The sequence below is a fragment of the Bradyrhizobium sp. AZCC 1719 genome (assembly GCF_036924525.1).
Classification (GTDB): domain Bacteria; phylum Pseudomonadota; class Alphaproteobacteria; order Rhizobiales; family Xanthobacteraceae; genus Bradyrhizobium.
Genome location: NZ_JAZHRU010000001.1, coordinates 6546609 through 6571577, shown reverse-complemented (window position 1 = coordinate 6571577; position 24969 = coordinate 6546609). Strand labels below are relative to the sequence as shown.

The following is a 24969-nucleotide window of genomic DNA, read 5'->3' as shown; positions in this document are numbered from 1 at the left end:
CCCTAGGAGGAAGCCAATGTCAAATTCTGCAGATGCGGCCCGCAAGATCGCCGAGCCCAGCGCCCAAGAGGCTGTCCGCCGGGTGCTCGATACGGTGAAAGCCGAGAAGCGCACGAGCCTTACCGCGCCGGAGGGCAAGGTGGTGTGCGATGCCTATGGCATCCCGGTTCCCAAAGAGGGCGTGGCCAAGTCTGCCGCTGATGCATCCAAGATCGCATCCAGCATGGGCTTCCCGGTGGTGATGAAGATCGTCTCGCCGGACATTCTCCACAAGACCGAAGCCGGCGGCGTCATGGTCGGGGTGAAGACCGCGGCCGATGCCGAGAAGGCCTATGACACCATTCTCGCCAATGCGAAGAAGTACAAGGCCGATGCCAAGATCGAGGGCATCCAGGTCCAGCAGATGCTGGCGGGCGGCACCGAGGTCATCGTCGGCTCCATTACCGATGGTTCGTTCGGCAAGCTTGTCGCCTTCGGCCTCGGCGGCGTGCTGGTCGAGGTGCTGAAAGACATCACCTTCCGCCTCGCGCCCGCGACCAAGGACGATGCGCTGTCGATGCTCGACGGCATCCAGGCCCATGACATGCTGAAGGGCGTGCGCGGTGGCGATCCGGTCAGCCGCGATGCGCTGGCTGACGTCATCGTCAAGGTCTCGCAGCTCGTCAGCGATTTTCCCGAAATCGTCGAACTCGATCTCAATCCGGTATTCGCCACCAAGAAAGATGCGATTGCAGCCGACGTGCGCATCGTCGTCGATTTCGATTACAAGCCGCGTCCGGCGCCGCGCCCGACCGAAGAAATCGTCACTGCGATGAACCGCATCATGCAGCCGAAGGGCGTTGCCGTGATCGGCGCCTCCGCCGAGGACGGCAAGATCGGCAACTCCGTCATGAAGAACCTGATCAACGGCGGCTACAAGGGCGAGATCTATCCGATCCACCCGAAGGCCGCCGACATCCTGGGCTATAAGGCCTACAAGAGCGTCAAGGACGTGCCGGGCGTGATCGACACAGCGGTGTTCGCGATCCCTGCGAAGTTCGTCGCAGGCGCACTCGCCGAATGCGGCGAAAAGAAAATTCCAGGCGCCGTGCTGATTCCGTCGGGCTTTGCCGAAGCCGGCGCGCCTGAATTGCAGGCCGAAATCGTCGAGGTCGGCAAGAAGTACAACGTCCGCCTGATGGGGCCGAACATCTACGGCTTCTACTATACGTGGTCGAATCTCTGCGCGACGTTCTGCACCGCCTACGACGTCAAGGGCCATGCGGCTTTGTCGTCGCAGTCCGGCGGCATCGGCATGGCGATCATCGGTTTTTCGCGCTCGGCGAAAATGGGTGTGTCGGCGATCGTCGGTCTCGGCAACAAGTCCGACATCGACGAGGACGATCTGCTGGCGTTCTTCGAGCAGGACCCCAACACCAACCTGATCGCCCAGCACTGCGAGGACCTGAAGGACGGCCGCGCCTTTGCGGAAGCCGCCAAGCGCGTCTCCAAGAAGAAGCCGGTGGTGGTGCTGAAGGCGGGCCGCACCTCGGCCGGCGCCAAGGCGGCCTCGTCGCACACGGGCGCGCTCGCCGGCAACGATAAGATCTACGAGGACGTGTTCAAGCAATCGGGCGTGATCCGCGCCCGGTCCTTGCGGCAATTGCTCGAGTTTGCGCGCGGCGTGCCGGTGTTGCCGACGCCGAAGGGCGAAAACGTGCTGATCATCACCGGTGCCGGTGGTTCGGGCGTGCTGCTATCGGACTCCTGTGTGGATAACGGCCTGTCACTGATGCAGATGCCGCCGGATCTCGACGCGGCGTTCCGAAAATTCATCCCACCGTTCGGCGCGGCCGGAAATCCTGTGGATATCACCGGCGGTGAGCCGCCGATCACCTATGTCAACACCGTGAAGCTCGGCCTGTCGGATGAGCGCATCCATTCGCTGATCCTCGGCTACTGGCACACGATCGTGACGCCGCCGATGGTATTCGCCCGCAACATGGTCGAGGTGAAGAAGGAGATGGAGGCCAAGGGCTTTGTGAAGCCGATCGTCGCCTCGCTCGCCGGCGACGTCGAGGTCGAGGAGGCCGCCGAATATCTCTACCAGAACGGCATCCCGGCCTATGCCTATTCGACCGAACTGCCGGTCGAGGTGTTAGGGGCCAAGTACAAGTGGGCGCGCGGCGCGGGCTTGCTCTGAGCTTATCAACGATAAATGCCGCTTCGGAAGCTCTCCGAAGCGGCATTTTCATCTGACGAATTATTAGAAACGGAACTTGCCGATCTACGCGCTAGAGCATTTTCCGTGGCTTCATCCTTCGAGACGCCACGCTTGCGCGTGGCTCCTCAGGATGAGGTCTGAAACCCTCATGGTGAGGAGCGCGGCGAAGCCGCGCGTCTCGAACCACGAGGCCACGGATACGCGGTATTGATCCAACCGACGGATGGATGCAGGTCGCGATGAAGAGAGACGTGATCCGGCGCAAGGCGATCGAGCCGAAATCCGGTGCGGACCAGGACGAGAACGCCCGTGACGGCGGCGTCCAGTCCGTCGATCGCGCACTCTCCATCATTGAAACGCTTGCTGAAGACGACGAAGGCTATCGCCTGAGCGATCTCGCCATCCGCACCGGCCTTTCCACCTCCACCGTGCATCGCCTGCTCGGGACGCTGGAAAGCCGCCGCTTCGTGCAGTTCGATCGCACCGAATCGAAATGGCATGTCGGTACGCGCGCCTTCACGGTGGGAGCAACCTTCGCCCGCCGCCGCAATTTCACGGCACAGGCGATGCCTTATTTGCGCAAGCTGCGCGACCTGACGCGGGAGACAGCGAATCTCGCCGTCGTCGACGACGAATTCATCATCGTGCTGACCCGTATGGAAAGCCGCGAAATCATGCGTTCGCTGACCAAGGTCGGCGGTCGCGTCGCGATGGTCGCCTCCGGCGTCGGCAAGGCGGTGCTGGCGACCTATTCCAACGAGGACGTCAGCGCGATCATCCATCATCACGGCATGCCGCGGCTGACCGAAAAATCGATCGTGCGGCCGAGCGATTTGTTCAAGGAACTCGAAAAAATCCGCCGCCAGGGTTTTGCGATCGACGACGAGGAGGCCTGCATGGGCCTGCGCTGCATCGCCGCCGTGGTCTACAACGACTGCGCCGAGCCGCTGGCTGCAATCTCCGTCTCCGGCATGACCAGCCGGCTGACCGACGAACGCCTGCCGTCGCTCGGCCAGACGGTGCGGGAAGTGGCGGCGGAGTTGACGGTGGCGCTCGGCGGCGTGATGCCGGCGGCGAGGGCTGGCTGAAACGACCGTGAACAAAACGGGACGGAAACGATTTTCGAAGCAAGAAAACAATAGCTTCGAAGCGGTCTTTGCAGGGACTTTCCTTCATCCAAGGGAGCGCGCATCCAGAACCGGTGGCAGGCCGCTTGGCGGAACTCACCAGCGGTCCTGAGGGTAGTGTCCGAGCGGTTCCCCGATCACCTGCGACGCCCGTCAAGGGTTCGCCTTACCTTTACCGGCGCGGCACGTTAAGGTACCCAGCAAGTATCGTATCCAAGAAGGCAGTTCAGAGCCGGATGAAAGTGGAGTTAGTGTCGGCGCAGCGCAGAAGGCGTTCCTGCCAAAGACTTTCCAGGAGAGCTGCGTGTTCTTCTGACGGAGGAAGTCTCTCGTGATGGGACGTCCGGCGAGCGCCGGTAATCGTCTCCTCACCGCGTTGCCGCCGGCAGACCTCGCGTTGCTCGCCCCTCATCTCCAGAAGGTGTCGCTTGAACAGGGCGCCGTGGTGATACGAGCGGGAGATCGACGCCAACATGTTTACTTTCCCCATAGCGGGGCCATCTCCTTCATGCTCGGCCTTCCGAACGGCGAAACCATTGCAACCGCGGTAATCGGGCGCGAGGGAGCGATCGGCGCATTATCGGTGCTGGGACCCTCTTTCTTGTCGTCCGTGACCGCGGTCGTGCGGGTGGGCGGCACCGCATCGCAAATCTCCGTGTCGCGGTTTCATGCAGCCTACATGGAGAGCGGCGCCATCAGACATGTGGTCGAGGCGCACACGAGGTCGATACTCATGCAGTTCCAGCACGTCTCAGCCTGCAACGGACTGCACTCGGTCGAGGCCCGCATGGCCCGGTGGCTGCTTCACCTCCACGATCGAACGGAGGACAACAACATCCTATCATTAACGCAGGGGACGCTTTCGCAGTTGCTCGGGGTCCGACGAACGACCGTGACGCAGGTGATTGCAAAACTCCGCGCCTTAGGCGCCATCAGATCCGCTCGGCGGGGCTTGGTCGAAATCGACAGGGCGCGGCTCGAGGAAGCTACCTGTGAATGCTACGACATCATACGTTGTGCAACCGATCGGATCGTCCCCCATGAAGCCGTGGGGTCGCGCCCGCATTTTGCGTCGGCCGACAAACTCCAGGGTGCATGATCGTTTTCAACCTGACATAACCGCCTACAGACGGCCACGAGGACGCTCAAGAAATCGCAACGTCCGGATGCTGCTGGTTGGCTACTGCTACGGCATTCGTTCCTACGCAGACCAGATGAAGTACGTAAAGAATACGTACAGAAGAATATGCCGGATGCCAATTTGACCGGCCGTGGACATTTGCCCGGGAAGCTGAACAATTCAACGCAAGAAAATGCAAGGGGAGAAAGCATGGGCCGGAAGATCGCGATCGTCGGAGCGGGCGCCGTCGGCGGGTATGCCGGCGCCCATATGGTGCAGGCGGGCGAGGACGTTACGTTCATCGATCCCTGGCCCGAGCATGTCGAGCATATGAGGAAGCACGGGCTGCGCGTCACCCACGCCATGGATGTCGCGGAATTCTCGGTGCCCGTGCACGCGCTCCACGTCACGGACGCGCAGCGGCTCGCCAAGGAGAGGCCGATCGACATCGCCTTCGTCTGCATGAAATCCTACGACACCGCCTGGGCCACCATGCTGATCCAGCAATATCTGGCGCCGGACGGGTACGTGGTATCGCTGCAGAACTGCATGAACGAGGAGACGATTGCCGGCATCGTCGGCTGGGGCAAGACGCTGGGCTGCATTGCCAGCAGCATCACGGTGAACCTGCCGGAGCCCGGCCACATCCACCGCGGCGCCGGCAAGGGCGGGGCGGCGCACACGGTGTTTCGCGCCGGCGAGGTGCACGGCCGTATCACACCGCGGGCGGAGGAAGTCTGCCGCCTGGTCGGCTATTCCGACAGCGCCAAGGTGACGGAGAATCTCTGGGGCGAGCGCTGGTCGAAGCTGGTCGCCAACGTCATGGGCAACGGGCTCTCGGCCTGCACCGGCTTGCCGGGCGCCGAAATCCTGCAAAGCGATCCGCTGCGCCGGTTCTCCACCCGGCTCGGCAGCGAAGCGATCCGCGTCGGGCAGGCGCACGGCTATCAGCTTGAAGAGATATTGCATCTGCCGCCGGAGATGATCGCGCGGGCCGGTGAGGGCGACGAGGAAGCGATGCGCATCTGCGACGAGCAGCGCTTCAAGGACAGCAAGCGCACGTCTTCCCAGCAGCGCCCGTCGATGGGTCAGGACATGCAGAAGGGCCGTCGCACGGAGATCGAGTTCCTCAACGGCTTTGTCGTGCGCGAGGGCGAGAAGCTCGGCATCGCCTGCACCGCAAACGCCGCGCTGACCGATATCGTCAAGCGCGTCGAGCGTGGTGAGCTCAGCCCCGATTCGCGGCACATTACGGAACTGCGGATGAACTGAGCCTCGTCTAGAGCCCGTCGGTTCTGATTGAATCAGAACCGGGCTCTAGATTCTTGTTTTGATGCGTTTTCTTGACGCGAACCGGTGTCCACTTCGCTGGAAAACGCTCTAGTTGATGGGCCCGCCGCGACCTAAATGTTCCATATCCGGCTCTATTCTCGCTATCCCGGTCATCCGGTTGAGCATGATCGTGATGAGCCACAGAACGATGCCCACTCCGATCAGGACACCGGCGACCCGGTACTGAACGGGGTCACGGCCGGTCCAGGGACTGGCGAGGAAAGCGCAAAACACAGCGCCCAGGATCGGCAGAATGGTCGGCGTGCGAAAGTGCTGATGACTTACAGAATCGCGCCGAAGCACCAGCACCGCAACGTTAACCACCGTGAAAACGCATAGCAAAAGAAGCGCGGTGGTGCCTCCGAGTGCCGGCACCTCACCGACGAACGTGATCAGGGCAAACGCCAGCAAGGTCGTGAAGCCGATGGCGACATAGGGCGTCCGCCGCATCCTGTGTACTCTCCCGAGAGCTGGCGGAAGCACATGCTCGCGGCTCATGCCATACACAAGGCGGCTGGCCATGAGCATATTGATGAGAGCGGTATTGGCCACGGCAAACATCGTGATGAATCCAAAGATCCAAATCGGAAAATTTGGCGCGCCCTGTTGGACGACCTTCAGAAGCGGTGTTTCGCCTTCGCCCAATTGCTCCGGCGCCACCAGGGTGATTGCCGAGACCGAGACAAGGACATAGATGAGACAGGTAATCACAAGGCCTACAAGCAGCACCTTTGGAAAGTGACGGCTTGGATCCTTGCATTCCTCGGCCATGTTGACCGAATCCTCGAAGCCTACCATGGCAAAGAATGCGAGCGTGGTCGCGGCAATCACCGGCCAGAACATGCCGCCGTCAGCGGTCGAACGAAACTGAATGACACGCGAGACATCGCCCTGGCCCAACCCGATCGCCCAAAGGCCGATCACGATGATGATCAGCAGTCCCGTCAGCTCCACACAGGTGAGAACGACATTAGCTTTCAGACTTTCGCCAACACCGCGGAAATTGACTGCAGCAACGACTGCCATGAAAGCGAGACCGGTAATCGTGATGGCAAAGGCCGATAGGTTGAGGCCCATTGCGTTCGACATGTTCGCGGCGAAAGCCCGGGAAGCGGTCGATGCCGAGGTGATACCTGAGCACATCACCGCAAATGCAACGATGAACGTGACAAAATGGATGCCAAAAGCCTTGTGAGTGTAGAGGGCCGCGCCCGCAGCCCTCGGATATTTCGTGACCAGCTCGAGATAGCTGAACGCGGTCACAAGGGCGACCACAAACGCAACCACAAAAGGCAGCCATACGACACCGCCGACCTGCTTCGCCACCTGGCCTGTGAGCGCATAGATTCCGGTGCCGAGAATATCGCCGACGATGAACAGCAAGAGCAGCCAGGGGCCCATGACCCTACGAAGGCTCGGTTCGGCGGCGATAGATTGAGCACCGGCGTTCATGGGGACATCGGTCATCGTCGCACGTCCTTTTTATCGGTGGCGCCAGCGCAGTCTACTGGGAGTTGAAGGCCTTGTGCAATAATTCTGCCTGGGGTTCGGCGGTGCGAATTGGCTGAAAGCCGGAACCATTGCCGGCCGCAGGCATTCAATTGGCTGGTCGGAGCGGATCTCGGGAGGGCTTGATATGCGATTGATCACATCAACGGCGATACTGGTCCTATCGGCGCTTCCTGCGCTCGCCGATCGCGCGGTCACCGAAGACGAGCGCGCGAAGCTTGTCGCTGCGGTTCAGGTCGAGGGATGTTCAGGGGGCAAGTTCGAGATGGATGAAGACGACCAGCAGTTTGAGGTCGATGACGCCGTCTGCGCAGACGGCAAGAAATATGACCTCAAGTTCGATATGCAAATGAAGTTGAAGCGGAAGAATCTGGACTGAGTTCCGGACGTAAATCCTTCTCGCAACGGCGGCCTCACAGGCTTTCCACCACGTTCGTGAACCAAGCGCCTGATTTGTCGCGTATTTTCTAACTCCCTCCCACTCCGCGGGAAATAAAATCGCCCGCGTTGAGATTGCGTCTCGTCGCCACGAAGATCGCCGCCAGAGCCAACACTGTTTGAGCGAGGCGCGACATGGCGAAGATGCGGGCGATCGATGCAGCTGTGCGGATCCTGGAGAAGGAAGGCGTGACCATCGCCTTCGGCGTTCCGGGCGCCGCGATCAATCCGCTTTACTCCGCGCTGAAGAAGCGCGGCTCGATCGGGCACATCCTGGCGCGCCATGTCGAGGGCGCTTCGCACATGGCCGAGGGTTATACCCGCGCCAAGGCGGGCAATATCGGCGTCTGCATCGGTACCTCGGGTCCGGCCGGCACCGACATGATCACCGGGCTTTATTCGGCGATCGCGGATTCGATCCCGATCCTGTGCATCACCGGGCAGGCGCCGCGGGCGCGGCTCTACAAGGAAGACTTTCAGGCAATCGATATCGAATCGATTGCCAAGCCGGTGACGAAATGGGCGGTCACCGTGCGCGAGCCGGCGCTGGTGCCGCGCGTGTTCAGCCAGGCGTTTCACATCATGCGTTCCGGGCGTCCGGGGCCGGTGCTGATCGACCTGCCGCTAGACGTGCAGCTTGCGGAGATCGAATTCGACGACGAGACCTATGAGCCGCTGCCGGTCTACAAGCCCACGGCGACCCGCAAGCAGATCGAGAAGGCGCTTGAGATGCTCAATGCGGCGGAGCGGCCGCTGATCGTGGCGGGCGGCGGCGTCATCAATGCCGACGCGTCCGAGCTGCTGGTCCAGTTCGCCGAGACGGTCAACGTTCCGGTGGTGCCGACGCTGATGGGGTGGGGCGCTATTCCCGACGATCACGTGCTGATGGCAGGCATGGTCGGCTTGCAGACCAGCCACCGCTACGGCAACGCGACCATGCTGCAGTCCGACTTCGTGCTCGGCATCGGCAACCGCTGGGCCAACCGGCACACCGGCTCGATCGAGACCTACACCAAGGGCCGCAAATTTGTGCATGTCGATATCGAGCCGACGCAGATCGGACGCGTGTTCAATCCCGATTTCGGCATCGTCTCCGACGCCAAGGCGGCGCTGGAATTGTTCGTCTCGGTCGCCAGAGAGTGGCGCAAGGCCGGTAAGCTGAGGGAGCGGCAGGCATGGCCGGCGGCATGCCAGGACCGCAAGCGCACGATGCTGCGCAGGAGCCATTTCGACGACATGCCGATCAAGCCGCAGCGTGTCTATGAGGAGATGAGCAAGGCGTTCGGACGCGATACCTGCTACGTCAGCGTGATCGGATTGTCGCAGATCGCCGGCGCGCAATTCCTCGGTGTCTACGGCCCGCGCAACTGGATCAATGCGGGGCAGGCCGGCCCGCTCGGCTGGACATTGCCGGCGGCGCTGGGCGTGCGTGCGGCCGATCCGTCGCGCCAGATCGTCGCGCTGTCGGGCGATTACGATTTCCAGTTCCTGATCGAGGAGCTTGCGGTAGGCGCGCAGTTCAAGCTGCCCTACATCCACGTCGTCGTGAACAACTCCTATCTCGGGCTGATCCGCCAGGCGCAGCGCGGGTTCGACATGGACTATCACGTCCAGCTTTCCTTCGAGAACATCAACGCACCCGAGATCGGGGTCTATGGCGTGGACCATGTCACGGTCGCCGAGGGGCTCGGCTGCAAGGCGATCCGCGTCACCGATCCGAACCATGCGCAGGCGGCGTTCGCCACCGCACGCGAATGGATGGCGGAATTCAAGGTGCCTGTCGTGGTCGAGTTCATTCTCGAGCGGGTCACCAACATCTCGATGGGCACCGAGATCGACAACATCGTCGAATTCGAGGAAGTGCTCGATCTGCCGCTGGACGACACGCCGGCCAAACCGAGCGCGCCGCAAGCCGGCAAGCTGCTGCCGGCATAGTTCCACTGCGTCATAGCTGCTCATCCCCTCATCCTGAGGAGCCCGCAGAGCGGGCGTCTCGAAGGATGTAGGCCACAGACGGGCCTCATGGTTCGAGACGCGCTTCGCGCTCCTCACCATGAGGGACTTATGACGCACTAAGGCTAGTTTAACGCGAGGAGAATGAATCGTGCCGAAATTTGCCGCCAATCTCACCATGCTGTTCGGCGAGCAGCCGTTCCTCGATCGCTTTGCGGCCGCCAAGGCGGCAGGATTCAACGGGGTCGAATATCTATTCCCGTATGATTTCGAGAAGGCCGATCTGCGCGAGCAGTTGCACCAGCACGGCCTGACCCAGGTGCTGCACAATCTCCCCGCCGGCAACTGGGCAGCCGGCGAGCGCGGCATCGCCATCCTGCCTGATCGCGTCGACGAATTTCGCGACGGCGTCGGACGCGCCATCGATTACGCCAAGGCGCTCGATTGCCGCCAGCTCAATTGCCTGGTCGGCATCACGCCTGACGATGCTGATGCGACCGATCTCAACGAGACATTGATCGGCAATCTGCGCTTTGCGGCGGATGCGCTCGCCAAGCAGGAGATCAAACTCCTGATCGAGCCGATCAACACCATCGACATCCCCGGCTTTTTCCTGAACAAGACCGCACAGGCGCTTCAGCTCATGGCCGATGTGCGCTCGAGCAATCTGTTCGTGCAATACGACATCTACCACATGCAGGTGATGGAAGGCGACATCGCGCGAAGCCTGCAAAAGCATCTGCCGCGCATCGCCCATGTGCAACTCGCCGATAATCCCGGCCGCAATGAACCGGGCACCGGCGAGATCAACTATCCCTTCCTGTTCCGCCATCTCGACGCTATTGGTTATCGCGGCTGGATCGGCTGCGAATACAAGCCGAGGACGACGACGGTCGAGGGCCTTGGTTGGCACGCGGCGCTGACGGCCGATACCTAAACAAGAAACGAAGTAAGGGGAGTTGAAATGATCGATATCGGCTTTATCGGCCTCGGCACCATGGGGCGCCCGATGGCGGGCCATCTCCAGGCCGCCGGCCATCGCCTGTTCCTGCACGATGTCGGACCCATTGCACCAGAGCTTGTTGCAGCAGGCGGCGAGGTCTGCAAATCGGGCAAGGAAGTCGCCGAGAAGGCCGACGTTGTCATTATCATGGTGCCTGATACGCCGCATGTGGAGGCGGTCCTGTTCGGGCCGGGCGGCGTCGCCGAGGGGCTCTCCAAGGGGCAGATCGTTGTCGACATGAGTTCGATCTCGCCGCTCGCCACCAAGGAGTTTGCCAAGAAGGTGGAGGCGCTCGGCGCCGATTATCTCGACGCACCAGTCTCCGGTGGCGAGGTGGGCGCCAAGGCGGCGAGCCTCACCATCATGGTCGGCGGACCGGAGCGCGCGTTCAACGCGATGAAGCCGGTGTTCGACAAGATGGGCAAGAACGTCACCCTCGTCGGCGCCAATGGCGACGGGCAGACCACCAAGGTCGCCAACCAGATCGTCGTCGCGCTGACGATCGAGGCGGTCGGCGAGGCGCTATTGTTTGCATCGAAGGCCGGCGCGGATCCGGCGCTGGTGCGCAAGGCGCTGATGGGCGGCTTCGCATCGTCACGAATTCTCGAGGTGCATGGCGAGCGCATGGTGAAGCGCAACTTCGATCCGGGCTTTCGTATCGAGCTGCACCAGAAGGATCTCAACCTGGCGCTGGAGGGCGCGCGAGCGCTTGGCCTTTCCTTGCCGAGCACGGCGCTAGCCCAGCAATTGTTCAGCGCCTGCACCGCGCATGGCGGCAAGGCATGGGACCATTCGGGAATGGTGCGCGCGCTGGAAATGATGGCAAGCCACGAAATCGCGCAAGCCTGATCTCTGTTTCTCCCTGTGACTGGAACCGCGCCGAAATTTCGGCGCGGCCCTTTTTGCTGCCGCATTGGAACCGGAACCTTCTCACGCCTCCGGTGGTTGAGACGCGTCATCAATTTACTGGAGAATGTGATGAATAGTCGTTTGGCCGTTTCACTGATTGCGGCTTCGTTGCTGACCTCTGGCGCGGCATTCGCTCAATCGACAACCGCGCAAGGCGCCGCGGACGGCGCCGCCGCGGGCGCTGAAGTCGGTGGCCCGGTCGGCGCGATCGTCGGCGGCACGGTGGGTGCTGCGCTCGGCGCGGCCGTGGAAATTCCGAACGCCGTGATCAATTCGGTCCCGCGAGACCGTTCTGTCGTGGTTCGTGAGCAGGTGGTGGTGGGCGAGCCGCTGCCGCCGACCGTCCAACTGCGTCCGGTGCCGCGATACACCGAATACCGCTATGCGGTGGTCAACGATCGCCGCGTGATCGTGGAGCCGCGCACGCGCAGGATCGTCAGGATCCTCGACTAAAGAACGCAGCTCTTACTGAGCCATCCTCGCGGGCGATCGTCCCGCGAGGATTTTTCTTGTCAGGATGCGCTATGGCGCGATCGCCTGATCTTCCAGTCGAGAACCATACTAGCCGCAAGCCCGACGGATGCCGCCAGCGCGTCGACCACAAAGTCTTCCAGGCGGGCGTGCCGGCCAGGCGCCCAGAGCTGCAGGATCTCGACCAGGCCGGTGTAAGCGATGACGAAGGCCGCCGTGTGCAACCGGTTGCGCGTGTGGGCTAATCCGAAGGCGAGTCCGAGCAGCACAAAGGCAAGCGCATGCTCCCCGTTCTGCCCGAGGTTTGAATGCGGCCGTTGTTCCGCCGGACCGAGTGTTGCGAAGGCGATTGCCGCGGCAAGGCCCCAGGCGAATAGTCGAAGGATGATCGTCATCGGAATGGCATAGCACGATTTCCGTGCCGGCCATCCCATGCACACGGCATTGGCGATGTCTGTGGTTAATCGCCCCTCAGAGCGGCTCCCGTACGCCCATACCGTGCATGAAGCGCTCCCGGATCTGTACGGGATCGCGGCGGGTGGTGCCGACGCCTGGCTTGTCGTCGATGCGCACGCCGATCAGCGCCGGGCCCGCGGCCGACATGGACTGCTCGATCAGGCGCTCGAAGTCCTCCTCGTCCGCCGCCCAGGCGCTGTTGGCGAGGCCGCTCGCGACCGCGATGGCGACGATGTCGGCCACGGCGGCACCCGGCGTCGGTTGTGCGCCGGTGATCTGGTAGATGCCGTTGTCCATCACGATCATGGTGAGATTTTTGGGCGCCAATGTCGCGATCGTCGAGAGCGATCCCAGTTGCATCAACAGCGAGCCGTCCCCCTCCAGCGCGAACACGCGTCGATTCGGTTGCGCGAGCGCGACGCCGAGCGCGATCGGGAAGGCGAGACCCATGCTGCCGAGCATGTAGAAATTCTGCGGCCGGTGGCCGGCGGCCCACAGGTCGAAATTGGTGTTGCCGATGCCGCCGATCACGGCTTCCTCGTTCTTCAACTTCGCAATCAGCCGCGAGGTGAGGTCGAAGCGGTTCATGACCTTGGTATTGCGGGCAGGGGTATCGTTGGCGCTGTTCATGAGTCGCTCACTTGTCGAAGACTTTGCCGCCGGTCAGAAGCGGCGAGAGGATCAGCGCCACCGGCGCCTGTGTGCTGATGGCCTGCTTGATGGAGCGGTCAACGATGAATTCGAACTCGTCGAGCCTTGTCGCGGTGTGATGCTCCATCGCAAGGGAGTCCAGCACCGGCCGCATGGTGCGGCACACCAGCGACTGGCCGTAGTTGAATTCGCCGAGCGTGCCGCGTTCGGACACGAACATGATCAGCGGGATCTGATAGGGGATCGCCAGCGACGCCAGCACGTTTGCCAGAGTGGCGAATCCCGAAGTCTGCATCAGCACCGCGCCGCGCATGCCGCCCATCCAGGCGCCGGAGACGATGCCGACCGCTTCCTCTTCGCGTGCCGCGGGGAAGGTCGTGAAGAAGGGATCGGCGTGCAGGTTCTTGATCAGCGTCGTCAGGACACGGTCGGGCACGTAGGGGACGAGGCGGATATCGTTGCGCTTGAGGGATTGCAGCACGATACCGTGCCAGCTCTTCTCAGAGGTTTCGGGCGAGGTTTTTTCCTCTGCTACCGCCATTTTAGTCTCCTTAGCCCGCGACGTCTTTCGTTCGCGCTCATCCCTGGAGCGGCGAAACTTGACGTCATCGGCGGGATTGTCAACATGTCCCGATCGTATCCGGCTCTGCGCCGCGCGGCGCTACACTCGGCATGCGACGATGTGAGATAAGTAAGAAAAATATCGGGAGGGGACGCTATGGGCAGGTGGTTCCGGATCGCTGCTGTTGCGGCGGCCATGCATGTCGTATGCGGCGGCGCATTCGCCCAGACGTTTCCGTCCAGGCCCGTGCATGTTTTCGTGCCTTATCCCGCCGGTGGCGGCGTCGATGTCCTGACGCGCACGCTTGGCGATGTCGTCTCCAAGCAATGGGGGCAGTCGGTTGTGGTGGAGAACCGTCCGGGTGCCGGTGGCGTGATTGCCTCGCAGGCGGTCGCAACCGCTCCGCCTGATGGTTACACCCTGATCATGGTGGCGAGCGGCCACGCCACCAATCCGTTCCTGTATTCCAAGATCCCCTATGACACGTTCAAGGATTTCACGCCGATCTCGCTGCTGGCGTCGTCACCCAATATCCTGCTGGTGAGAGCGGACTCTCCCTTTAAGACGCTGGCCGAGATGATAGCGGCGGCAAAAGCCAAACCTGGAAGCCTGTCGTTTGCGCATGCCGGTAACGGTACGTCGACGCATCTCGCCGGCGAGCTCTTGAAAAACCTGGCCAAGGTCGATCTCACCGCCATCCCCTACAAGGGCGGCGCGCCTGCGATCAATGATCTGCTCGGCGGACAGGTTCCGATGTCGTTCAACAACGGTCCGGAATCGGTCGGACAGCTCCAGGCCGGCACGCTTCGCGCGCTCGCGGTTACCACGGCTGCCCGCGCGCCGTTCCTGCCTGACGTACCCGCGATGTCCGAGACTGTGCCGGGCTATGACACCGGCGTCTGGTGGGGCCTGCTCGGACCGGCCGGAATGCCATCCGATGTGCTGGCCAAACTCTCGCAGGATTTCGTCGCGGCGCTGAATACGGACGCCGTCAAGCAGCGGCTGGCCAAGCTCGGCGCCCAGCCGATCGGCAGTACGCCGCAACAATTCGACGCCAAAATCCGTGCCGACTACGAGAAATGGGGGCCGATCATCAAGGCCGCCGGAATGAAAGCGGAATAACACCGTGGCGCCTCCAATAATTCCCGCCTGCCTGCCGCCACGCGAAGTCACCCGTCCGCGCGTGCCGTTGCCGCCAGGCGCCTGCGACACGCACGCCCATGTGTTCGGACCGGCGGATCGTTTCCCCTATGCGGACGATCGCAGCTACACGCCGCCGGACGCGCCGCTGGAAAAATACCTCGGCATGCTCGATGCGATCGGCTTTGCGCGCGGCGTGCTGGTGCAGGGCAGTGCGCACGGCCGCGACAATTCGGCGATGCTCGACGCGCTGAAGCGGCAACCGCAGCGCCTGCGCGGCGTCGCGGTGGCCGACGCCGAAATATCGCCAGGCGATCTGCGCGCGTGGAATGCGCTGGGCGTCCGTGGCTTGCGCTTCAATCACTTCTTTCGCGGTGGGCAGTTGCATTATCGCGGCGGCGTTCCGTTGAGCGAAGCGGAGAAACTTGCGCCGCTCATGGCCGAACTCGGCTGGCATCTGCAGTTGTGGATCGACGTCAAGGATTTGCCGCAGACGATACCGCTACTGAAAACGCTGCGGCTGCCGGTCGTGATCGACCATATGGGCCGCACCGACGCCCGCGCCGGTACCGGCACCGAAGGTTTTCAGAGTTTGCTTCGCTGCGTCGGCGAAGGCTGGTGCTGGGCCAAGCTGTCGGGCGCGCATCGCCTCAGCCAGAACGCGCCTGATTACCCCGATGCGCGGCCGTTTCATGAAGCGCTGGTGAAGGCCAATCCGGAGCGGCTGGTGTGGGGCGGCGACTGGCCGCATCCGCGTGTCGAGGGCGAAATGCCCGACGCCGGGCATCTGCTCGAGTTGTTTCAGACGTGGACGCCTGATATGGCGACGCAGCACCGCATCCTCGTCGCCAATCCCGCCAAACTCTACGGTTTCCCGAACTGAAAGTTGCCAAGAAACATGACCGTCAACAACAAGCGCGTGTTCTACGTCAAATATCTCGCCCACGAGATCTATATCGATATCCTGAGAGCCCGCGCCGACGTGCGGCTCGATCGGCTTGAGAACGAAACCCCGGATGCCATCGCAGCGCCGATATTGTCGGCGGCACATGCCTATCAGGTCGGAGCGGCGCGCGACGAAATCGCCAGGCATTTCCATGTCGACCAGGATTTGTTGCGGCGGGCGCCGAACCTCCTGATCGTCTCCTCGAACGGCGCGGGCTTCGATCCCGTCGACGTTGACGCCTGCACAGCGGCCGGCGTGCTCGTCGTCAACCAGTCCGGCGGCAACGCCAATTCGGTCGCCGAACATGCGCTGGGGATGATGCTGACGCTGTCCAAGCGCATCCTCGAATCCGACCGCGCGCTGCGCCGCCAGGCCAATGTCAATCGGAACGCGCTGATCGGCAACGAAGTGCAGGGCAAGACGGTGGGCATCGTCGGGATCGGCAATGTCGGCCGCCGTATCGCCGAGCTCTGCAACGGCCTTTTGCATATGAAGGTGATCGCTTACGATCCCTATCTGACCGCGGAAGAAATCGCCGCCCGCGGTGGCGAAAAGGTCGAGCTTCACGATCTGATGCGCCGCTCGGATTTCGTCTCTATCTCCTGTCCCCTGACCAAGGACAATCGCCGCATGATCGGCGCCCGCGAGTTCGCGCTGATGCAACCGCACGCCTTCTTCATCACCACGGCGCGCGGCTTCATTCACGATGAGGAGGCGCTGTACGAGGCGTTGCGCGACAAACGCATTGCTGGAGCCGGCCTCGACGTCTGGGACAAGGAGCCGCCCCCGCCGGAGCACCCGCTGCTGCAGTTCGACAATGTGCTGGCGAGCCCGCACACGGCCGGCGTGACCAGGGAAGCGCGCATCAACATGGGCCGGATCGCCGCCGAACAAATTCTCGATGCGCTCGACGGCAAGCGGCCGCCGCGCATCGTCAATCCCGAGGTGTGGCCCGACTACGCCAAGCGCTTCGAGCGGACGTTCGGATTTGCGCCGAAATAGGCCATCACCTCCGCGAGGGACGATCCACGATGGCCGAGCCGGAAGACCGCTTTTACGAGTCCCAGGGGCTACAGTTGCATTATGTCGACTGGGGCAATGAATCCGCGCCGCCTCTGATCCTGGTCCATGGCGGGCTCGATCATTGCCGCAATTGGGATGCGATCGCGCGCGAATTGCAGCCGCATTTCCATATCATGGCGCCGGACCTGCGCGGCCACGGTGATTCCGAATGGGCGAAAGGAAGCAGCTACAGCCTGACGGACAACGTCTATGACATGACCCGGCTGATGCAGTTTGCGGGGCTGCAGGACGCGGCGTTTGTCGGTCATTCGATGGGCGGCATGGTCGCATTGGCCTATGCCGGCACCTATCCGGAAAAGGTTTCGCGCCTCATCGTGCTGGATGGCGCTTTCCTGTCGGGCTCGCAGCCTGCGCCGATTCACGAGCAGATGTCGCGCTGGATCGACCAGCTCGACCGCATCTCGGAGCATCAAGAGAGCACGTTCCGGACGATCGAGGAGGCGGCGAAGCGGTTGTCGACGCGCAACAAGCGGCTGACATCGGCGTTGGCGCTCCATCTTGCCAGCTATGGCGTTCGGAAAGGCGCCGACGGACTCTATCGCTGGAAGTTCGATCATTATCAGCGGGCGCGGGCGCCATACCGGCTGTCGCCGGAGGACTACGTTGCCTTGTGGACGCGCATCACCTGTCCAACGCTGTTGATGTGGGGCGACGAAAGCTTTTTGTCCGATCCCGAAGCCGCCGGCCTGCTCGCGCACTTCAAGAGCGCCGAACTGGAGAAGATCGCGGGCGCCGGGCACTGGTTGCACCATGACCGGCTCGATGTGGTTCTGGCGTCGCTGCGACGGTTTCTCGGGGCGCCAGAGGCTGCGCTGGCGGTCGATAGCGGAATCACCGGGCTCTGACGTCAGAATACGGGGAGAAAATTTCATCCGCCGGCGGGTCGATCGCGGCAATAATTCCACTGCCGGACGGCCTCCGGACGAAGCGGGCATTGCTATTTTCCCTGACGTCTCGACTGGTTTGCCGCTTGGGACCATTTTCCCTGTGCGCCTTGCCCCCGGCGCACAGGGAAAGACGAAGAGATGCGACAGGTTCGTTCATTGCTGAGCAGGGCGTCCTCCCGGATCGGGCGCCGGCTTTCACAGATCGTGGCCATTGCCGCCGCCAGCCTGCCGTCCGCCGGCGCTTGAGGCGCGGGCGTCCTTTGCTGCTCCGAAATCACGTCTAACGCTGTCAGCGCCCGATCGAGGCGCTGGACGAACAGGTCCTCAATAGCCCCGTTCGCGATCGATGGAGTGCGGCGGCCGGCGGCCGGCCCGTATCGCTTCCGCCGTCGCGCGAAACGTCGCGCCGATCGCTTCCACGCTCACCTCGCAGGCATCGTGCGGTGTGACGACGATGCGGGGATGCCGCCAGAACGGATGGCGCGGCGCCAGTGGCTCGGTTGCGAAGACGTCGAGCGCAGCGCCGGCCAATTGCCCGTCCTTCAGCGCAGCGAGCAGGTCGGCTTCGACCAGATGCTCGCCGCGTCCGACCTGGATCAGGTAGCCGCCGCGATACATTCGGGCGAATGTCTTGCGGTTGAGAATGCCTTTTGTCTCCGGCGTCAGCGGCAGCAGGTTTACGAGAACCTCCGTCTGGCCGAGCATGGCATCGAGGCCCGCGGCGCCTTGGAAGCTGCGCACGCCCTGCGGCGTCGGCTTCGCAGTCCGGCTCCACGCCATCACCGGAAAACCGAGCAAAGCGAGGTCGGCGGCGACGCGGCGGCCGATTTCGCCAAAACCCAAAATGCCGACCGCCACGTCCTGCGCCCGGCGCTGGCCGAGACGCTGCCAGCGTTCCTCACGCTGCTGTGCCTGATAGGTTGCAAAGCGCCGCTGATGGCCGATCACGTGCCAGGCAACAAAGCCCGACATCATCTGCGCCTGCGCCGGATCGACGACACGGATCACGTCCACGTCGGGCCGCAGGCTGGGACACGCCAAAATGTTGTCGACGCCGGCGCCGATCGAGCACACCGCCTGCAGGTTGGGGTAGCGCTCGAAGGCGTCGTCGGGCGGATGCCAGGCCACCGCCAGCCGCACGTCCGTTGCCGAACCATCGTGGGGGTGGCTGACGATTTCGATGCGTTCTGCGGCGCGCATGAATTGCGGGCCGAGATAGCAGCGGAGATCGAGGCTCTTGCTGACGAGAACACAACGCATCGTTCAAGCGGCCTTGTTCATGCGGCCTTGGAAGACGACGTTTGCCCGGGTACCGCGGAAAGCAGCTCGCGCGTGTAGGCGTGCTCGGGGGCCGCGAACAGGAGCGATGCGGATTTGAGCTCGACGATCGCGCCTTGCTGCATCACGGCGATGCGGTCGCAGATCTGCGCGGCCCCGCGCAGGTCGTGAGTAATGAACAGCATCGACAGGCCAAGGCGGGCCTTCAGATCTTCCAGGAGGTCCAAGACCTGCGCCTGAACGGAGACGTCGAGAGCCGAAACGGCCTCGTCGGCGACCAGGATTTCCGGGTCGAGCGCGAGCGCCCGCGCAATTCCGATGCGCTGGCGCTGCCCGCCGGAGAATTCGTGCGGAAATCGTTCCATCGCGCCCGCATTGAGCCCGACGAGGCTGAGCAACTCGCCGGCGCGTTTTCGCGCTACCGCTGGATCGACGCCATGCGCAATCGGCCCATCGGTGATGATGTTGCCGACTTTGCGGCGCGGATTGAGGGAAGCGAACGGATCCTGAAACACCATCTGGATGCGGCGGCGCTGCTCGCGCAAAGCCTTGCCGCCGATCCGGGTGAGATCGACGTCGCCAATACGCACGGTGCCGGCGTCCGGTTCGATCAGGCGCATCACGAGCCGGGCGACGGACGATTTTCCCGAACCGGATTCGCCGACCAGGCCGAGCGTCTCGCCGCGAAAAATGTCGAAGCTGACGTCCTTGGCCGCCTGCACGCGGCGCTCGCTGCGGAACCAGCCGCCGCCGCTGACATAGGTTTTGCCGAGGCCGATCACTTCCACCGCCTTGCTGCGGTCGAGCAGAAGCGCCCGCTGCGGCGGCTGCAGCGTGGGAACGGCGGCGAGCAGCGCACGGGTATAGGGATGTTGCGCGCGGAGCAGCACATCGTCGGCAGTGCCTTGCTCGACGACCTTGCCGTGCTGAAGCACGACCACGCGATCGGCAATCTCGGCGACGACGCCGAAATCGTGGGTGATGAACATCACCGCCATGTTGCGGCGGCGCTGCAGGTCGCGGATCAGTTTGAGGATCTGCGCCTGCGTCGTGACATCGAGCGCCGTCGTCGGCTCGTCGGCGACCAGTACGGCCGGCTCGAGCGCCAGCGCCATCGCGATCATCGCGCGCTGGCGCTGGCCGCCGGACAGTTGATGGGGATAGGCGCGCACCGCGCGCTCAGGATCGGGCAGGCCGACTTCGCGGATCAAGGCGAAGGCTTTCTGCTGCCGCTCCTTCGGCGTCAATAGGCCATGCGCCTCGAACATCTCGGCGATCTGCTCGCCGATGCGCATCAATGGATTGAGTGCCGTCATCGGCTCCTGGAACACCATCGCGATGCCGCGGCCGCGGAACGCCAGCCATTCCGCCGGGCTGAGCGCCAAGAGGTTCTTTCCCTCGAACAGAATCTCTCCGGATTCCGCCGTCACCGTATCCGGCAGCAGTCCCATCAGCGCATGGGCGCACATCGATTTGCCGGAGCCGGATTCACCGACCACGCAGAGGATTTTTCCGGCGGTGAGATCGAACGAAACGTCGTCCACGGCGTGGGCACGGTCGCCGCCCGGCGGCAGCGCCAGCTTCAGGTTCTTGACGACGACGGTCATGCTCAGCGCCCTCCCTTGGCGAGGCGAGGGTTGAGCGCGTCGTTGAGGCCTTCGCCGATCAGGTTCAGCGCCAGCACCGAAACCAGAATGGCGATGCCGGGGAATACCGTGATCCACCAGGCCTGACGGATCACGGTGCGGCCGGCGCCAACCATGTAGCCCCACGACATCAGGTTGGGGTCGCCGAGGCCGAGGAAGGAGAGCGAGGACTCCAGGAGGATCGCGGTTGCAACCATCAGCGAGGCCAGCACGATGACGGGCGACAGCGCGTTGGGCAGGATCTCGCGCCAGATGATCCACCAATTGGTCTGGCCGGTCACCACGGCCGCCTGGACGTATTCGCGCGTGCGCAGCGACAGCACTTCGCCGCGCACCAGCCGCGCTACCGGCGGCCAGCTCACGATGGCAATCGCCGCCACGATCGAGACGATGGACGGTTGCATGATCGCGACGAGCACGATCGCCAGTGCAAAGCTCGGAACGGTCTGGAAGAACTCGGTGAACCGCATCAGGGCATCGTCGATCTTGCCGCCGAAGTATCCGGCCACCGCGCCGAGCGGAATGCCGACCGCGAGCGAGGCCAGCGTCGAGATCAGGCCGACCAGCAGCGAGACGCGCGCGCCATAGATGATGCCGGCCATCACGTCGCGGCCGAGCGCATCGGTGCCGAGCGGAAAGCCGGCAAGCGTGAACGGCGGCAGGAACGGCCGCTGCACCATGCGCCACGGCGAGGTCGGAAACAGCAGCGGGCCAATCAGGGCGACAGTCACCGCAACGATGAGGATCATGATGCCGATCATGCCGCCGGGATTGCGCAACAGCATTCGCGAAACCTGTTTCATGCGGCGAACTCGATGCGGGGATCGACGGAGCGATAGACGAGGTCCGTGATCAGGTTGAAGGCCAGCACCATGGCCGAGCAGACGACGAAGACGCCGAGCAACAGATTGTAGTCGCGCTGCAGTAGCGCCTCGTACATCAGTCGGCCGATGCCGGGCCAGGCGAACACGGTTTCGGTCAGCACGGCGCCGCCGACCAGCGTGCCGGCCTGCAGGCCGGCCAAAGTGACAACCGGCAACAGCGCGTTGCGCAGCACGTGACGGCGCTGGATCACGGTATCAGACAGGCCCTTGGCGCGCGCGGTCTTGACGAAGTCGAGCCGGCTAACCTCCAGCATCGACGCGCGCGTCATGCGGGCGTAGGTCGCCATGAAGAACAGCCCGATCGTCGTCGCCGGCAGGATCAGATGGGCGGCGACGTCGAGGACATGCGCAAGGCCGGTGTAGCCTGCGCCGACCGTCTCGTAACCAAAACTCGGCAGCCAATCCATCGTGACCGAAAACAACAGGATCGCCATCAGCGCGACCCAGAACAGCGGGGTGGCGTAGAAGATCAGCGCTGCGACCGTGATCGCGGTATCCGCCCAGGTGCCAGCAAAGCGCGCGGCCAATGCGCCGAACAGGATCCCAAGCGCGAGCGAGATGGCGAATGCGGTGCCCGTCAGCAACAGCGTCGCCGGCAGGCGATCGAGGATCAGCTTCGAGACCGGCATCTGCTGGCGAAACGAAAATCCGAGATCGAGGCTGACGATGCCTTTGACATACAGGAATAGTTGCACCGGCAGCGGCTGGTCGAGGCCGAACTTCTCGCGGAGCTGGGCGATGAAGAGCTGGTCGCCCGCGCCGGCTTCGCCCGCCATCACCACCGCCGGATCGCCCGGCGCCATCCGGATCAGGAAAAAGTTCATGACGACAAGCGCGAGAAGAACGACGATAGCTTTCGCGATCCGCTGGGCGATGAAGGAGATCATGGGCTGTCGCTTGCGTTGGAGGCGCGGGTACCCCGGGCGTCAGGATTGAGACCCTGACACCCGACGAGGCGGCGATTACTTCTCGATCCAGGCGTCGCGGAAACCGTCGTTGACGCCGATGCCGGTCGTGATCAGGTTCTTGACGCTGCAGCGGGTGATGGTGGGGAATTGCAGCTCGAGCATCCAAGCGACCGGTACGTCCTCGACGAGGATCTTCTGCGCCTTGGCATAGATCTCTTCACGCGCTGAATCGGGGAAGGCGACCGCGCCGTCGGCGAACAGCTTGTCGATCTCGGGATTGGAATAGCCTTCGACGTTGTTGAACGGCGAGCCCTTGGCGATCTGGCTCGAGACATAGTTGCGGCCGACGCCAAGCGCGGGATCGCCGTACTGGTAGAGATAAGTGAACGCGATGTCGTAGTCCCACTCGCTGACTTTCTGATTCCAGCCGGGGACGTCGGTCGCGATCATCTCGACGTTGATCCCGACGTCCTGCAGGTTCTGGCGGACCATCTCGGCCCAGCGCTGCCACGTCTCGCCATAGGGCAGCGGCAGCATGCGAAGCTTCTCGCCCTTATAGCCGGATTCCTTGAGCAGGGCCTTGGCCTTGGCCGGATCGTAGTCGTATTTCGGTACCGCACTCGTGTAGTACTTGATCGCCGAGCCTGACGGACCGGTCGCGATCCTGCCGAGGCCGTTCCAGACCACGTCCTTGGCCATGTTGCGATCGATCGCAAACATCAGCGCCTGGCGGAATTTCTTGTTCGCTGTTGGACCTGAGCGGTTGTTGAGCCAGAGCCAGGAATGCGGGCTGAAGAATTCCCAGCCCGCCCCGGTGACGCAGGTGTTCTTCAACTTGCTCAAGCGCGGCACGTCGAAATTCTCCACCGAGCCGCCCGGCAGCACGTCGACCTTGCCGGTCTCATAGGCGACCGAGCGCGCGGCGGCGTCCGGAATGACGTGCCAATAGATCTCGTCGATGTTGGGCTTGCCCTTGACGTGGTAGTTCGGATTCTTGACGAGGCGGATGAACGAGCCCTTCTGCCATTCCCTAAACATGAAGGGGCCGGTACCAACAGGGGTGTTGTTGGCCGGATTAGTCTTGAAGTCGGTGCCTTCATAGATGTGCTTCGGGATCATCGGCAGCGAGCCGACCTCGAAAATGCCGATGAAGGGGCCGAACGGCTGCTTCAGCGTGAAGACAACGGTGGATTCGTCCGGCGCTTCCACTTTTTCGAGCTGCACGAGATTGCCGCGGGCACGTGCGTGGGTCTGCTTCAGGAATTCGATCGAGAACAGCACGTCGGCCGAGGTGAACGGCTTGCCGTCATGCCAGGTCACGCCCTTCACGAGCTTGAACGTGTAGACCTTGCCGTCCTCACTGATCGACCAGCTTTCGGCGAGGCCGGGAAGGGGATCGAGCTTGGGGCTGTAGCGCAAGAGGCCTTCATAGATATTGCCGGCCACCATCTGCGTCGGGCCGTTTTGCACCAGACCCATCATCAGGCTCGGTGGCTCGGGCTGGATCACGGCGTTGACAACGCCGCCTGCTTTCGGCCCCTCGGCCACCGCCGCGGTGCTCAGCATGCACATCGCAGCAAAGCTCATCAAAATCTTACGCTTGGACATCGCATACCTCGTTTTAAAGAAAAAAGGATTTGGCGCTCTCACTTCGGCGAGGGCGGGTCCGTCAGTTCGCAAAGTCGGGATCGGTCCGCTCGAGCATCCGCTTGAAGGCGGCCCATTCGCTGTCGGGCACGCCATTTGTTTCGATCGCGTCGTAGAAGCTTGCGTATTGGCCGGCCGTCTTGCGGGCGACGGCTGCGGATAGTTCGATGACCTCGGCACCCGATGACTGGATTGCCAGTTGGGCGCGGCAGGAGCGCTCCAGATTGTGCATCAGCTTGAAGGCTTCGGCGACGGAGCGCCCGCAGGTCAGCATGCCGTGGTTGCGCAACACCATCACGAACTTGTCGCCGAGATTGGCGACCAGGCGCGACCGCTCGTCGAGATCGAGCGCGATGCCTTCGTAGTCGTGATAGGCGAGGCCATCAGTAAACTGCAGCGACCATTGATTGAGCGGCAGTAACCCCTGCTTCTGGCAGGCAACGGCGATGCCCGCGACCGTGTGCGTGTGCAGGACGCAGATGGCATCATGGCGCGCGGCATGGATCGCACTGTGAATGGTGAAACCGGCCGGGTTGATGCCGAGCCCTGTGGGATCGTCGATAACGTTTCCGTCGAGGTCGACCGTCACCAGGTTGGACGCCGTGACTTCCTCGAAGCGCAGGCCGTAGGGGTTGATGAGAAAACGGTCCTGCCGGCCGGGAAGGCGGACGGAGATGTGGGTGTAGATACTGTCGTCGAGACCGAGCCGGTGAATCAGCCGGTAGGCCGCCGCGAGGTCGATCCGGATTTGCTGGGTCTGGTCATCCACCGCCGGCCAGGCCTTCGGGGTGTGGTGGGCTGCGCTTGTCATTTCCG

Annotated in this window: 23 protein-coding genes; 13 read left to right on the top strand and 10 right to left on the bottom strand. The window is 62.8% G+C overall.

The features are described 5' to 3' along the window. Nucleotides 1-16: 16 nt before the first annotated feature. The 4 genes from V1292_RS31090 to V1292_RS31075 all read left to right on the top strand — a co-directional run bounded on the left by V1292_RS31090 (nucleotide 17) and on the right by V1292_RS31075 (nucleotide 5722). Nucleotides 17-2182 (top strand): acetate--CoA ligase family protein, encoded by a 2166-nt coding sequence (locus tag V1292_RS31090; protein ID WP_334376350.1) that lies wholly within the window; start codon nucleotides 17-19, stop codon nucleotides 2180-2182. Nucleotides 2183-2442: 260 nt separating this feature from the next. Further along, nucleotides 2443-3291: an IclR family transcriptional regulator gene (locus V1292_RS31085; protein ID WP_334376349.1), complete on the top strand. Its 849-nt coding sequence runs from the start codon at nucleotides 2443-2445 to the stop codon at nucleotides 3289-3291. 373 nt (nucleotides 3292-3664) lie between these two features. After that, entirely contained in the window at nucleotides 3665-4429 is a 765-nt protein-coding gene (locus V1292_RS31080; RefSeq protein WP_334376348.1) for a Crp/Fnr family transcriptional regulator, read from the top strand. A 231-nt stretch (nucleotides 4430-4660) separates the two neighbouring features. After that, nucleotides 4661-5722, top strand: a complete 1062-nt coding sequence (locus V1292_RS31075; protein ID WP_334376347.1) for a ketopantoate reductase family protein — start codon at nucleotides 4661-4663, stop codon at nucleotides 5720-5722. 108 nt (nucleotides 5723-5830) lie between these two features. Here the strand turns inward: V1292_RS31075 and V1292_RS31070 are convergent, their stop codons facing one another. Further along, nucleotides 5831-7249 carry an APC family permease gene (locus V1292_RS31070; RefSeq protein ID WP_334376346.1) on the bottom strand — a complete coding sequence of 473 codons (1419 nt, stop codon included), beginning with the start codon at nucleotides 7247-7249 and terminating at the stop codon, nucleotides 5831-5833. A 169-nt stretch (nucleotides 7250-7418) separates the two neighbouring features. On the opposite strand from V1292_RS31070, the gene V1292_RS31065 reads away from it, so the two are divergent. The 5 genes from V1292_RS31065 to V1292_RS31045 all read left to right on the top strand — a co-directional run bounded on the left by V1292_RS31065 (nucleotide 7419) and on the right by V1292_RS31045 (nucleotide 12047). Then, a complete protein-coding gene (locus tag V1292_RS31065) occupies nucleotides 7419-7670 on the top strand; it encodes a PepSY domain-containing protein (protein WP_334376345.1) in 252 nt (83 codons plus the stop codon). Between the two features lie 194 nt (nucleotides 7671-7864). Continuing rightward, entirely contained in the window at nucleotides 7865-9664 is a 1800-nt protein-coding gene (gcl, locus tag V1292_RS31060) for a glyoxylate carboligase (RefSeq protein WP_334376344.1), read from the top strand. Between the two features lie 169 nt (nucleotides 9665-9833). Further along, the gene (gene hyi, locus V1292_RS31055) at nucleotides 9834-10619 is read left to right on the top strand and encodes a hydroxypyruvate isomerase (RefSeq protein WP_334376343.1); all 786 of its coding nucleotides are present in this window, start codon (nucleotides 9834-9836) and stop codon (nucleotides 10617-10619) included. A gap of 27 nt (nucleotides 10620-10646) precedes the next feature. Beyond that, complete coding sequence (locus V1292_RS31050; protein ID WP_334376342.1) at nucleotides 10647-11534, top strand: 2-hydroxy-3-oxopropionate reductase; 888 nt, start codon at nucleotides 10647-10649, stop codon at nucleotides 11532-11534. A 129-nt stretch (nucleotides 11535-11663) separates the two neighbouring features. Next, on the top strand, nucleotides 11664-12047 hold the full coding sequence (locus tag V1292_RS31045; RefSeq protein ID WP_334376341.1) for a DUF1236 domain-containing protein: 384 nt from the start codon (nucleotides 11664-11666) through the stop codon (nucleotides 12045-12047). Nucleotides 12048-12106: 59 nt separating this feature from the next. On the opposite strand, the gene V1292_RS31040 is transcribed toward V1292_RS31045, so the two are convergent. From V1292_RS31040 to V1292_RS31030, 3 genes are all read right to left on the bottom strand, one after another. Further along, on the bottom strand, nucleotides 12107-12460 hold the full coding sequence (locus tag V1292_RS31040; protein ID WP_334376340.1) for a VanZ family protein: 354 nt from the start codon (nucleotides 12458-12460) through the stop codon (nucleotides 12107-12109). Between the two features lie 76 nt (nucleotides 12461-12536). Further along, on the bottom strand, nucleotides 12537-13151 hold the full coding sequence (locus tag V1292_RS31035; RefSeq protein ID WP_334376339.1) for a thiamine pyrophosphate-dependent enzyme: 615 nt from the start codon (nucleotides 13149-13151) through the stop codon (nucleotides 12537-12539). 7 nt (nucleotides 13152-13158) lie between these two features. Beyond that, a complete protein-coding gene (locus V1292_RS31030) occupies nucleotides 13159-13713 on the bottom strand; it encodes a decarboxylase (protein ID WP_334376338.1) in 555 nt (184 codons plus the stop codon). A 177-nt stretch (nucleotides 13714-13890) separates the two neighbouring features. Between V1292_RS31030 and V1292_RS31025 the strand changes: the two genes are divergently transcribed. Genes V1292_RS31025 through V1292_RS31010 form a run of 4 tightly spaced genes read left to right on the top strand, consistent with a single transcriptional unit; the run spans nucleotide 13891 to nucleotide 17748 of the window. Further along, nucleotides 13891-14856: a Bug family tripartite tricarboxylate transporter substrate binding protein gene (locus V1292_RS31025; RefSeq protein ID WP_334376337.1), complete on the top strand. Its 966-nt coding sequence runs from the start codon at nucleotides 13891-13893 to the stop codon at nucleotides 14854-14856. Nucleotides 14857-14860: 4 nt separating this feature from the next. Continuing rightward, a complete protein-coding gene (locus V1292_RS31020; protein ID WP_334376336.1) occupies nucleotides 14861-15757 on the top strand; it encodes an amidohydrolase family protein in 897 nt (298 codons plus the stop codon). Nucleotides 15758-15772: 15 nt separating this feature from the next. Further along, complete coding sequence (locus tag V1292_RS31015; protein WP_334376335.1) at nucleotides 15773-16822, top strand: hydroxyacid dehydrogenase; 1050 nt, start codon at nucleotides 15773-15775, stop codon at nucleotides 16820-16822. A 29-nt stretch (nucleotides 16823-16851) separates the two neighbouring features. After that, complete coding sequence (locus V1292_RS31010; RefSeq protein ID WP_334376334.1) at nucleotides 16852-17748, top strand: alpha/beta fold hydrolase; 897 nt, start codon at nucleotides 16852-16854, stop codon at nucleotides 17746-17748. Between the two features lie 366 nt (nucleotides 17749-18114). Here V1292_RS31010 and V1292_RS31005 read toward each other — a convergent pair whose 3' ends face one another. The 6 genes from V1292_RS31005 to V1292_RS30980 all read right to left on the bottom strand — a co-directional run bounded on the left by V1292_RS31005 (nucleotide 18115) and on the right by V1292_RS30980 (nucleotide 24964). Then, nucleotides 18115-19050, bottom strand: coding sequence for a 2-hydroxyacid dehydrogenase (locus tag V1292_RS31005; protein ID WP_334376333.1), 936 nt, complete (start codon nucleotides 19048-19050; stop codon nucleotides 18115-18117). 17 nt (nucleotides 19051-19067) lie between these two features. Continuing rightward, a complete protein-coding gene (locus V1292_RS31000; protein WP_334376332.1) occupies nucleotides 19068-20675 on the bottom strand; it encodes an ABC transporter ATP-binding protein in 1608 nt (535 codons plus the stop codon). A 2-nt stretch (nucleotides 20676-20677) separates the two neighbouring features. Continuing rightward, the gene (locus V1292_RS30995; RefSeq protein ID WP_334376331.1) at nucleotides 20678-21517 is read right to left on the bottom strand and encodes an ABC transporter permease; all 840 of its coding nucleotides are present in this window, start codon (nucleotides 21515-21517) and stop codon (nucleotides 20678-20680) included. Continuing rightward, nucleotides 21514-22485, bottom strand: a complete 972-nt coding sequence (locus V1292_RS30990) for an ABC transporter permease (RefSeq protein WP_334376330.1) — start codon at nucleotides 22483-22485, stop codon at nucleotides 21514-21516. The genes V1292_RS30995 and V1292_RS30990 overlap by 4 nt, the downstream gene beginning before the upstream one ends. 75 nt (nucleotides 22486-22560) lie before the next feature. Then, on the bottom strand, nucleotides 22561-24114 hold the full coding sequence (locus V1292_RS30985) for an ABC transporter substrate-binding protein (protein ID WP_334376329.1): 1554 nt from the start codon (nucleotides 24112-24114) through the stop codon (nucleotides 22561-22563). Nucleotides 24115-24175: 61 nt separating this feature from the next. After that, nucleotides 24176-24964, bottom strand: a complete 789-nt coding sequence (locus V1292_RS30980) for a class II aldolase/adducin family protein (protein ID WP_334376328.1) — start codon at nucleotides 24962-24964, stop codon at nucleotides 24176-24178. Between the last annotated feature and the right edge of the window lie 5 nt (nucleotides 24965-24969).

Excerpts from the sequence above, each read along its gene's own strand:
- V1292_RS31090 (WP_334376350.1), top strand. The coding sequence starts at position 17 with ATGTCAAATTCTGCAGATGCGGCCCGCAAGATCGCCGAGCCCAGCGCC.
- V1292_RS31085 (WP_334376349.1), top strand. The coding sequence starts at position 2,443 with ATGAAGAGAGACGTGATCCGGCGCAAGGCGATCGAGCCGAAATCCGGT.
- V1292_RS31080 (WP_334376348.1), top strand. The coding sequence starts at position 3,665 with ATGGGACGTCCGGCGAGCGCCGGTAATCGTCTCCTCACCGCGTTGCCG.
- V1292_RS31075 (WP_334376347.1), top strand. The coding sequence starts at position 4,661 with ATGGGCCGGAAGATCGCGATCGTCGGAGCGGGCGCCGTCGGCGGGTAT.
- V1292_RS31070 (WP_334376346.1), bottom strand. The coding sequence starts at position 7,249 with ATGACCGATGTCCCCATGAACGCCGGTGCTCAATCTATCGCCGCCGAA.
- V1292_RS31065 (WP_334376345.1), top strand. The coding sequence starts at position 7,419 with ATGCGATTGATCACATCAACGGCGATACTGGTCCTATCGGCGCTTCCT.
- gcl (WP_334376344.1), top strand. The coding sequence starts at position 7,865 with ATGGCGAAGATGCGGGCGATCGATGCAGCTGTGCGGATCCTGGAGAAG.
- V1292_RS31050 (WP_334376342.1), top strand. The coding sequence starts at position 10,647 with ATGATCGATATCGGCTTTATCGGCCTCGGCACCATGGGGCGCCCGATG.
- V1292_RS31045 (WP_334376341.1), top strand. The coding sequence starts at position 11,664 with ATGAATAGTCGTTTGGCCGTTTCACTGATTGCGGCTTCGTTGCTGACC.
- V1292_RS31040 (WP_334376340.1), bottom strand. The coding sequence starts at position 12,460 with ATGACGATCATCCTTCGACTATTCGCCTGGGGCCTTGCCGCGGCAATC.
- V1292_RS31035 (WP_334376339.1), bottom strand. The coding sequence starts at position 13,151 with ATGAACAGCGCCAACGATACCCCTGCCCGCAATACCAAGGTCATGAAC.
- V1292_RS31030 (WP_334376338.1), bottom strand. The coding sequence starts at position 13,713 with ATGGCGGTAGCAGAGGAAAAAACCTCGCCCGAAACCTCTGAGAAGAGC.
- V1292_RS31025 (WP_334376337.1), top strand. The coding sequence starts at position 13,891 with ATGGGCAGGTGGTTCCGGATCGCTGCTGTTGCGGCGGCCATGCATGTC.
- V1292_RS31015 (WP_334376335.1), top strand. The coding sequence starts at position 15,773 with ATGACCGTCAACAACAAGCGCGTGTTCTACGTCAAATATCTCGCCCAC.
- V1292_RS31010 (WP_334376334.1), top strand. The coding sequence starts at position 16,852 with ATGGCCGAGCCGGAAGACCGCTTTTACGAGTCCCAGGGGCTACAGTTG.
- V1292_RS31005 (WP_334376333.1), bottom strand. The coding sequence starts at position 19,050 with ATGCGTTGTGTTCTCGTCAGCAAGAGCCTCGATCTCCGCTGCTATCTC.
- V1292_RS31000 (WP_334376332.1), bottom strand. The coding sequence starts at position 20,675 with ATGACCGTCGTCGTCAAGAACCTGAAGCTGGCGCTGCCGCCGGGCGGC.
- V1292_RS30995 (WP_334376331.1), bottom strand. The coding sequence starts at position 21,517 with ATGAAACAGGTTTCGCGAATGCTGTTGCGCAATCCCGGCGGCATGATC.
- V1292_RS30990 (WP_334376330.1), bottom strand. The coding sequence starts at position 22,485 with ATGATCTCCTTCATCGCCCAGCGGATCGCGAAAGCTATCGTCGTTCTT.
- V1292_RS30985 (WP_334376329.1), bottom strand. The coding sequence starts at position 24,114 with ATGTCCAAGCGTAAGATTTTGATGAGCTTTGCTGCGATGTGCATGCTG.
- V1292_RS30980 (WP_334376328.1), bottom strand. The coding sequence starts at position 24,964 with ATGACAAGCGCAGCCCACCACACCCCGAAGGCCTGGCCGGCGGTGGAT.